At 53.9% G+C, this 547-nt stretch carries 1 rRNA gene; it reads right to left on the bottom strand.

Annotation, left to right across the window (positions count from 1 at the left end):
• Positions 1-547 (bottom strand): 16S ribosomal RNA (locus tag D8S75_RS17330); the annotation flags it as partial.

The following is a 547-nucleotide window of genomic DNA, read 5'->3' on the forward strand; positions in this document are numbered from 1 at the left end:
TGCCACCTACGTATTACCGCGGCTGCTGGCACGTAGTTAGCCGTGGCTTTCTGGTTAGGTACCGTCAAGGTGCCAGCTTATTCAACTAGCACTTGTTCTTCCCTAACAACAGAGTTTTACGACCCGAAAGCCTTCATCACTCACGCGGCGTTGCTCCGTCAGACTTTCGTCCATTGCGGAAGATTCCCTACTGCTGCCTCCCGTAGGAGTCTGGGCCGTGTCTCAGTCCCAGTGTGGCCGATCACCCTCTCAGGTCGGCTACGCATCGTTGCCTTGGTGAGCCGTTACCTCACCAACTAGCTAATGCGACGCGGGTCCATCCATAAGTGACAGCCGAAGCCGCCTTTCAATTTCGAACCATGCAGTTCAAAATGTTATCCGGTATTAGCCCCGGTTTCCCGGAGTTATCCCAGTCTTATGGGCAGGTTACCCACGTGTTACTCACCCGTCCGCCGCTAACTTCATAAGAGCAAGCTCTTAATCCATTCGCTCGACTTGCATGTATTAGGCACGCCGCCAGCGTTCATCCTGAGCCAGGATCAAACTC

It is taken from the genome of Simplicispira lacusdiani, assembly GCF_003604195.1.
In the GTDB taxonomy this organism is placed as follows: domain Bacteria; phylum Pseudomonadota; class Gammaproteobacteria; order Burkholderiales; family Burkholderiaceae_C; genus Simplicispira; species Simplicispira lacusdiani.